This window comes from Sulfurimonas sp., assembly GCF_028694895.1.
In the GTDB taxonomy this organism is placed as follows: Bacteria; Campylobacterota; Campylobacteria; order Campylobacterales; family Sulfurimonadaceae; genus Sulfurimonas.
Genome location: NZ_JAQVKA010000067.1, coordinates 1 through 8,552, shown reverse-complemented (window position 1 = coordinate 8,552; position 8,552 = coordinate 1). Strand labels below are relative to the sequence as shown.

Sequence of the window (8,552 nt, the reverse complement as noted above, 5' to 3'; positions counted from 1 at the left end):
TATACTTTATAAGTTGCCTTTAAATATTAGATTGTAGAATTATTTAAAAATATTATTAATAAATGAGCTAATTATCACAATATGTTATTACCAAAATTAAAAATACACTTAAAAACAATCATTGGCGAACCATCTATCTACTTTGTGTGGGAAGATGAACATAATGAAAAGCTTTTTTCATATCTAGAAGAACATCTAAATGATGTCACTATAGAGACACCAGAGGTCCAAGCTACTATCAAAGAAGCGCTAAGAGAACATTTTGAATCACTTGGCTCTGTTCTTTTTAAGATATCTTCTACACAGCTTCGTATGAAACTTCTTCCATATAAGATAGAGCCTAAAGATAGTGTAAATTTAGACCCCTTAATCAATATCATAGAAGAAAACAGTGATCTTATAGAGTATGACAGTAATGAAAAAAAAGATCTTATCTGTATGGGCAAAGATTTAACGCTTAAATTAACTCACTTTGCAAGCCATATTACAAACGAAGAGATAAATAAAAAAGAACTTTTAAAGCATGCAATAAGAGAGGCTCTTGAGCTTGAGAAGAGTGATATAGTTATTATTAAAAAAGAGCAGATTTTTATAAAACTATTTGACATGTCCAATTATCGTGAAGTCTCAGAGAGCGAAAAGAACACTATAGCTGAGAGATACAATGGTATAAGTGAAGAGCATCTTATATCATTTTATAAAAACTTTTTTATAAAAGATGAAAATAAGTATTTTTTTTATGAGGTTGCAGAGCAGTTTGTTAATGTATATTTACTTGAGAAAAAGATAGATAATATCACTTATGAGAAGTATGTTTTCTCTTTTATCCAAGCTATCATTATTGAGCATTTAGAAAATCTCTTTGATAATAACCCAGAGTTTTTCAAAGGCTTCTCTGGATATGTATTTAGAGTGCACTTCAAAGAGGTGTTTGGATATATAGCAAATATGATACTCTCTGAGGTTAGCGTATCAAACAAATATATGATTGATTTTTTAAAATACTACTCACTAAATGTACTTGTAATAGATGGACAAAAATATAAAGTCCCTGAGATTGAAGCCGAAAATGGTATGAAGTGGACAGTATCTTCTATGATGTCTATCGTTAAAATCTATATGAAAACAGATGAGTCTCTAGAGGCTATACTTGGCCAAAAAGAGGACCTTCAAGATAGTATAAGTGATCTATATATAGATGGTCTCTCTCCAATGGAATACAACAATATAATAACAAAAGAGATGAATCAACTCTCTCAAGAAATAACCTCTCTAGCAAAAAAATTAAATCTTGATATAGACTCATTAGATTCTTCAAAAAATGAACAATATAAAGAGAGTCTGAAAAATAGTATACAAGACATAAGATCAGAGATGCAGCTAAAAAGAGAAAAACATGCCAAGCTACTTTCTAAAATGGTAGGCAAAGATGATTTGCTTCTATACAACAATACAAAAAAAGAGATTGATGCGCTAACTAGACAAGAAAAAAGAGAAGAGATGATTCTTAAGCAAAATGAAGAAGCATTTATCTCAATAACAAATTCTTTAATAAAAGCCTTAACATCTAAAATGATACTTTTAGACAAGTAGAACAGGTGCTAGATGCAAATAATGCTACAATTTCATAAAAATACAACAAAAAAGAGAAGCAATGCAACTTTGTGTAGCCCTTGATCTGCCAAGTAAAGAAGAAAATTTAGCTCTAATTGATAAAATAAAAGATTATGATGTTTGGCTAAAGGTAGGTCTTCGCTCTTACATAAGAGATGGCGAAGAGTTTTTAAAAGATATAAAAAAAATAAACCCTGATTTTAAAATATTTTTAGATTTAAAACTATATGACATTCCAAACACAATGGCTGATGCTGCGGAGTCTATTATGTCTTTAGGCGTTGATATGTTTAATGTTCATGCAAGTGCTGGAAAAAGAGCTATGAAAGAAGTTATGAGCAGACTTGAGCCATATGAAAACCGTCCAATAGTCCTAGCTGTAACTGCTCTTACATCGTTTAATGAAGATGAGTTTGGTGAAGTATATGGAGATACTATCTCAAAAAAAGCTGACCAGTTTGCAAAAGATGCTTATGAGAGTGGCCTTGATGGCGTTGTATGTTCAGCTTATGAGAGTAGCTCTATAAAAAATATTACAAACAAAACATTTATGACGCTTACTCCAGGTATACGTCCTTTTGGCGAAGATTCAGGGGATCAACAAAGAGTGGCAGATGTGGCATTTGCAAAGAGTGTGGATGTAGATTTTATAGTTGTAGGCCGCCCGATTTATAACTCTAAAAATCCAGCAGATGTACTTAAGAGAATATTAGAACAAATGTAAAATATATGGCTTAATTAAGCTATATGTTATCTATGTATGACTATAATTGCATCCTTCAATGGATAGATGGGTGAGCGGCTGAAACCACATCCCTGCTAAGGATGCGTATGGGTAACTGTACCGAGGGTTCAAATCCCTCTCTGTCCACCACGAAGACCTATTTTTAGGCCTTTAAAACCTCTTCAAAAAACAATCAAAATTTATATAATTTACACAAATTAAACTACTACTTGTGCTTTGCCTTTTATCCAGCTATAATTCCCATTAAGAAAAGATGATTCAAGTTACATCTTTAGTTTACTTTATATTGATGACTTCTTGTTAACAGTACATTCGACCTAAAATAAAACTTTATATTAGACTTTTTACCACCTTAGCAATTTGGTGAATTTACAAAAAAAAACAAGGAGTTACAATGGCAACATTAGTAAACGGAACAGTTAAATGGTTCAACAGTGAAAAAGGTTTCGGATTTATCGAACAAGAAGACGGCGGAAAAGATGTATTTGTACACTTTCGTCAAATTAACAGCAGCGGTCATGGTCGTGTATCACTAGACGAAGGTCAAAAAGTGACTTACGAAGTTGGTCAAGGCGAAAAAGGCCCACAAGCAGAAAACGTTACAGGTCTGTAATTTTTACTCAAGCAGCTATTAGCTGCTTGAACTTTCTCTACCACTTTTTCAAACAACTACACTCTCTCTTTTAAACATTCATTTTAGTTAATCAAAGCTGATATAATATTTGCATAAAACACAATACAAAAAAAATAATATTTAATCTAATCCAAGTTAATTATAAACTCTATTATAGGGCTTATCTCACTTTTATATCTTTTAGTTTCTCTTATTTTTTTAGAGCCAAAAGCGCGAGACACTAAGAAAGAAACTTCAAAAACGATAAAACTTTTATATATAAGCTAAAATGTGAGATAACAAAGACAGATAAAGAGATTGATGAGATGGTTTATAAACTTTACTATTTAACAGAAGATGATAAAAAGATTATGGAAAATCAATAATAAATATGTCAAGCCTAGATGAATTAGCAAGCATTATTGATAATGCAATTGATAAAAAAAACAATGATGAATTAAATATAATTATTGCTATTCATACTGATTATACAGAAACATTGCTAGACTCAATCGAAAAAGCATATTGTTATTACTTGCTCGGAAATGCTTGGAGTGGTATTAGAACAGCTAAGCATCAAGAAAATAAAAGCCAAGCTTGGTCATTAGAGCAAGAAGAAGTGTTCAAAGAGATTTATTATTATAGAAAAGCGAAATTACAAAACAAATTTAAAGATTTAAGTTTAGAGCTTCAAGTAGCTATAAATGTGAACTTAGCAAATGCTTTTAGTCATTATGGACGAACTATCAATGCGATTAGATATTTTGATAAAGCTATTGAATTAAAATTTTTTAATAAAAATATTACATATCATCCAAATTTTATTTTAGCAAATCTCAACAAGGCATTGGCATTTGAATATTATGCTAAATTGGAATATGACCCTAATCATGCATTTATTTTTAGTCAATTTGCTTATAAAATTTTAAAAGAGACAAAAGAATTTCTAGTTATTTGTTTACAAATATATAAGGATAACCCTAATTACTACATGAACATCAAAAATATCGTTCAAGAAAAAATTGATTATTATAAACAATATGAGAATATAAAAAATTTAGAAGATTTAAGCCTTTTTAAAAACTATAAAACAAAATATTCAACTAATGAAAAAAAATATAGAAATTGGTGCTTACAAAATAAACTTTTTTTAAATCCTTTGAATGATTTAGGAAATTATCAGATAGCCTCTCATGACCCGTTAAGTTTACCTAATTTGACAACTAGCATTGATGAAGGATTCCCAAGGTTTATTACTTATTTCAATCAAATTAAACAAGAGTACATTGCAAATAGGCACCTTTTATTTGAAGGTTTAAGTAAAAAAACACAAAAGTTTTATGATAAACAGACATCAATTACAGATGATTACGATTATAATTTATATGACATTAACATAGAAAAAATCAAACTAGCTTTTCGAGGATTTTATTCAATTTTTGACAAAATAGCCTTTTTTATGAATGAGTATTTTCAGACTGGATTGCATGAAACAAAAGTGGACTTTAGAAAAATTTGGTACGATTTCGATAAGCAAAATAAGCCAAAAAATATAAAATTAATTTTTAATCAGAGCGAAAATTTGGCCCTCAGAGGGCTGTATTTAATAAGCAAAGATTTATTTTATAGTGATAAAAATTCAAAAGATTTTTTAGATTCTTTAGAACCGGAAGCAGAAAAATTGAGTGATATAAGAAATCATTTAGAACATAAATTTATCAATATAAAAATATTGAATATTGTACAGTATGAAACAGTGAGTGATAGAAAAAGAAATTTTTATATCACAGAAGATGATATAAAGGTAAAAACATTACATCTTGCACAACTAGCAAGAGAAGCGATGATTTATTTATCTTTTGCTGTTCATATTGAAGAATCACGAAAGAATAATGATGGTAGATATATGTCAGTAGAATTAAAAACATACAAAGGATAGATAAAATAGATTTATAAAAATACAAAAGCCTTAGAAAAATTGTTTATAAAATAAAAAAAAGAGTGTCAGACGCTCTTTTGAAACTTTTCTTAGTATTATCTTAAATAAAAACTGTCCTCGTTCCAGCCGCTCCAGCTTAGGAATGTATAAATAGCCACAAATAAGAGTAAGAGGTACTCGGAAGTAAATATGAAATATACAAAATAACACACCCGTATTTTCTTACATATAGAACTAAATAGCATATATATGTCATTTTGTCATATTATCTTTAAAAATAAATTTTTTATACTATGATATTTGAAAGTAGTTAAGGTGGATAAAATGAATAAAGATATAGAGCAAACTCATCACCAATCATTTGAGGATATAAAGCAAACTGATAAAGATGGTAATGAATTCTGGTATGCAAGAGCTTTAGGTAAATTACTCGGATATAGTGATTTTAGAAATTTTACAAATGTAATCCAAAAGGCTAAAGAAGCGTGTAAAAATAGCGGACAGAATGTTTCAGACCACCTCGTTGAAGCCAACGAGGTGGTATTAGGTGGTTCAGGAGTAAGTAACCCTTATCCATCTTTTGCTCTTTCTCGTTATGCTTGTTATCTTATTGTCCAAAATGCAGACCCATCCAAACCAATAGTAGCCAATGGACAGACATACTTTGCAATCCAAACAAGACGCCAAGAGCTACAAGATGATGAAAAATTTACACAACTTAAAGAGGATGAAAAAAGATTCTTTTTGAGAAATGAACTTATAGAACATAATAAACAGCTTGTAGATACAGCCTCTAAATCTGGAGTTGAAACATCACTCGACTTTGCTATATTTCAAAATCATGGTTATAAAGGTTTATATGGTGGACTTGATGCAAAAGGTATCCATCACAAAAAAGGACTTAAAAAGTCTCATAAGATACTTGACTATATGGGAAGTACAGAGCTGGCAGCTAACCTTTTTCGCGCAACACAAGCAGAAGAAAAACTTAAAAAAGATGGGATTTTTGATAAGCATAGTGCAAATCAAACGCATCATGAAGTAGGGAAAAAAGTAAGACAAACTATTGAAGAGTTGGGTGGAACAATGCCTGAAGATTTAGAAGTACCAGAAAAAAGTATTGTTAAAATAGAAAAAGAGCAAAAAAAGCTTATAAAATAGAAGCTGAGTATAAAAAATAATGGGTGGCAGGCACTTTTCTTGTTTATTATATGCCAACTAAATAGGTAAAAGCTCTTGCATTTTTGCATAAAGCATATCGTAACGCTCTTTTTTAAGTGGTGTTTGCCATGAAAGAATACGAAGTGACAAAAGAGTATCACCGTCTCTAAATGGAAGTTGATAATGCTCAAAAACGTTTTGTACAAACCCTAGATTTTGATAAAACTTCAAACGACGTTTGCTTATTTCACATAACGGAGGCTCTATCTCCAAAAAAACTTCTGTATGTTTTTCTAAAAAAATTGCTAAAACTTTAGAGCCATAATGTTGTCCACGAAATGCTTCATCTATTGCAAAATGTTCTATAAATAAATAATCTTCTATTTTCCAAAATCCTAAAATTCCGATAAAAGACTCCTCGCTAAAACAAGCCATAAAAGAGTAGTTTTCTTTTTGCATGGTTATCTCTTGCTCTTCTTTGGTTCGTTTTTCATTGAGAGGAAAGGCCCTCTCATAAAGATTCCAAGCTGCATCAAAAGAGGCGTGAGAGCTTGTAGTTATCATATCAAAATGCAATATCAACCTTTATGATTAAGTAGCAGAGTTTCTACCTTAATAGTTGTTAAATTATAACACAAAGACAATTCGCCTATACATGCGCTCCTTTACTGCTTGATGCTCAAAGATTAAATGCTCTTTGTGTTATAATCATTACCTAAAATACAACATAAAAGTAACCCATGCTCTCATCAGATATTGACGCTATTTTAAATAGCAAAGATAAATTACTAACTCAAACATATTTTGAACTTCAAAGACATTTTGAGCAAAAGTATGGAAAAGATACAGTTGTCTTTATTGAGATTGGTACTTTTTTTGAAGTTTATGAAGTAAATAACGATGATATGCAAATAGGTAAAGCAAAAGAGATAGCAGAACTTCTAAATATCCAGCTTACCAAAAAAAATAAAAACATAGTAGAAAACAGCGATAAAAATCCTCTTCTTGCAGGAGTTCCAGCGCTCTCGTTTGATAGATATCTAAGCCGATTAATCTCAGAGCAAAAATATACAGTTATCGTTGTAAAGCAAAGAGGAAATCCGCCAAAGATAAGTCGTTATGTCTCACAAATAGTCTCTCCTGGAACGAACTTTGACTACATCGTTGATAATGATGACAACTACATAGTCTCGATTTTGATTGATAAACATAGAGATATTTATGAAGTCGGATATAGCGCTATTGATGTTACAACTGGTAAAACATGGCTTTATGAAAGCCATGGAACAAGTGAAGACCCATCTTACGCGCTTGATGAAATTTTCAACCTTTTAAATGTTTATCGTACCTCTGAGATAGTTGTTACTTTTTTGGATGGTGTAGAAGATCAGCGCCATGCCATGCAATATCTTGAAATCGCACAACATTATCACTACAGCATAAACAACCAAAGACCTCGTGTAGAGTTTCAAAATAGGCTCTTCTGCGAGGTTTATCAGATAAAATCTCTTCTCTCTGCCATCGAGCATCTTGATTTAGAGCGAAGCCCCATGATAAGTGAGTCTTTGGCGATTCTTATCCATTTTGTAATTGAGCATGATATACATATAGTTCAAAAACTAGACTTCCCAAAAATTATAGACAACAGACGCTACATGTACCTTGGAAATAGCGCATTAGAGCAGATGGGAGTAATCTCAAAAGACAAAAATGAGTTTACACTTCTAAAGCTTCTTGATAAGAGCGCGACTGCAATCGGGCGAAGGCTTTTAAAAGAGAGACTGCTAAACCCAATCATACAGCAAGATGAACTTGAGCGTCGCTATAACCTCATAGATAAAGTCTCTTCTCATACAAGATATCTAGATGAAGTTATGCGTGGAGTTTATGACTTAGAGCGGCTCTCAAGAAGGCTCTATCTTGGCAGGCTTCACCCTTTTGAGATGAACCATATTTATGACTCTATGCTTAGTGTAAAAGAGTTGGTTGGATATGCAAAAAAGCATAAGATACAAAAAACACCTTTTGGAGAGAGTGAAGTTGATGAGTTTTTAAGAGATATCTCAAAGAGTATAGACTTGGATGTCTCAAGACGCTTTACTACAAACAGCGTTGATGAAAACTTCCTCATGAGCGGTGTTGATGAAGCGATAGACACTTTAGTCAAAGAGAACCAAACAATGCTTATCGCGTTTGAAGATATCATGGCAAAAATAGAGCTTCTTGTTGGTGGCCCAGGCTCAAATGTAGCGCTTGGACTTTTAGAAAAAGAGGGCTATTATATATCTCTTAGTAAAAACAGATTTTCTATGATTGAGTCTGAGTTTTACAAAGATGAGGATTTCAAAAAGTTCACAGTTAAAAAACTCACAAACAACGTAAAAATAACCTCTGCATTTCCAGATAATCTCTCTGATTTGATTATGAAAAACCGCCGCAAAATTGTTGTTTTGTCAAGAGAGAGATTTACCCAGTTGCAA

The 8,552-nt window shown here is 31.5% G+C and carries 6 protein-coding genes, 1 tRNA gene and 1 pseudogene; 7 read left to right on the top strand and 1 reads right to left on the bottom strand.

Translation table 11 applies throughout. The annotated features are described in order from the left end of the window. Positions 1 to 81: 81 nt before the first annotated feature. The 6 genes from PHI38_RS07665 (at position 82) to dinD (ending at position 6,072) form a co-directional block, all read left to right on the top strand. On the top strand, positions 82 to 1,593 hold the full coding sequence (locus PHI38_RS07665) for a hypothetical protein (protein WP_299854642.1): 1,512 nt from the start codon (positions 82 to 84) through the stop codon (positions 1,591 to 1,593). Between the two features lie 61 nt (positions 1,594 to 1,654). Further along, positions 1,655 to 2,338, top strand: coding sequence for an orotidine-5'-phosphate decarboxylase (gene pyrF, locus PHI38_RS07660; RefSeq protein ID WP_299854640.1), 684 nt, complete (start codon positions 1,655 to 1,657; stop codon positions 2,336 to 2,338). Between the two features lie 60 nt (positions 2,339 to 2,398). Continuing rightward, positions 2,399 to 2,488 (top strand) — tRNA-Ser (locus PHI38_RS07655). 265 nt (positions 2,489 to 2,753) lie between these two features. After that, on the top strand, positions 2,754 to 2,972 hold the full coding sequence (locus PHI38_RS07650; protein WP_299854638.1) for a cold-shock protein: 219 nt from the start codon (positions 2,754 to 2,756) through the stop codon (positions 2,970 to 2,972). A 391-nt stretch (positions 2,973 to 3,363) separates the two neighbouring features. Continuing rightward, a complete protein-coding gene (locus PHI38_RS07645; protein WP_299854635.1) occupies positions 3,364 to 4,911 on the top strand; it encodes an LA2681 family HEPN domain-containing protein in 1,548 nt (515 codons plus the stop codon). A gap of 324 nt (positions 4,912 to 5,235) precedes the next feature. Then, positions 5,236 to 6,072 carry a DNA damage-inducible protein D gene (gene dinD, locus PHI38_RS07640; RefSeq protein WP_299854633.1) on the top strand — a complete coding sequence of 279 codons (837 nt, stop codon included), beginning with the start codon at positions 5,236 to 5,238 and terminating at the stop codon, positions 6,070 to 6,072. A gap of 57 nt (positions 6,073 to 6,129) precedes the next feature. Here dinD and PHI38_RS07635 read toward each other — a convergent pair whose 3' ends face one another. Next, positions 6,130 to 6,648, bottom strand: a complete 519-nt coding sequence (locus PHI38_RS07635; RefSeq protein ID WP_299854630.1) for a GNAT family N-acetyltransferase — start codon at positions 6,646 to 6,648, stop codon at positions 6,130 to 6,132. Between the two features lie 164 nt (positions 6,649 to 6,812). On the opposite strand from PHI38_RS07635, the pseudogene PHI38_RS07630 reads away from it, so the two are divergent. Continuing rightward, a pseudogene (locus tag PHI38_RS07630) lies at positions 6,813 to 8,552 on the top strand (DNA mismatch repair protein); the annotation flags it as partial.

Bases quoted from the DNA above. Each gene is read 5' to 3' on its own strand.
- PHI38_RS07665 (WP_299854642.1), top strand. From the start codon at position 82: ATGTTATTACCAAAATTAAAAATACACTTAAAAACAATCATTGGCGAA.
- pyrF (WP_299854640.1), top strand. From the start codon at position 1,655: ATGCAACTTTGTGTAGCCCTTGATCTGCCAAGTAAAGAAGAAAATTTA.
- PHI38_RS07650 (WP_299854638.1), top strand. From the start codon at position 2,754: ATGGCAACATTAGTAAACGGAACAGTTAAATGGTTCAACAGTGAAAAA.
- PHI38_RS07645 (WP_299854635.1), top strand. From the start codon at position 3,364: ATGTCAAGCCTAGATGAATTAGCAAGCATTATTGATAATGCAATTGAT.
- dinD (WP_299854633.1), top strand. From the start codon at position 5,236: ATGAATAAAGATATAGAGCAAACTCATCACCAATCATTTGAGGATATA.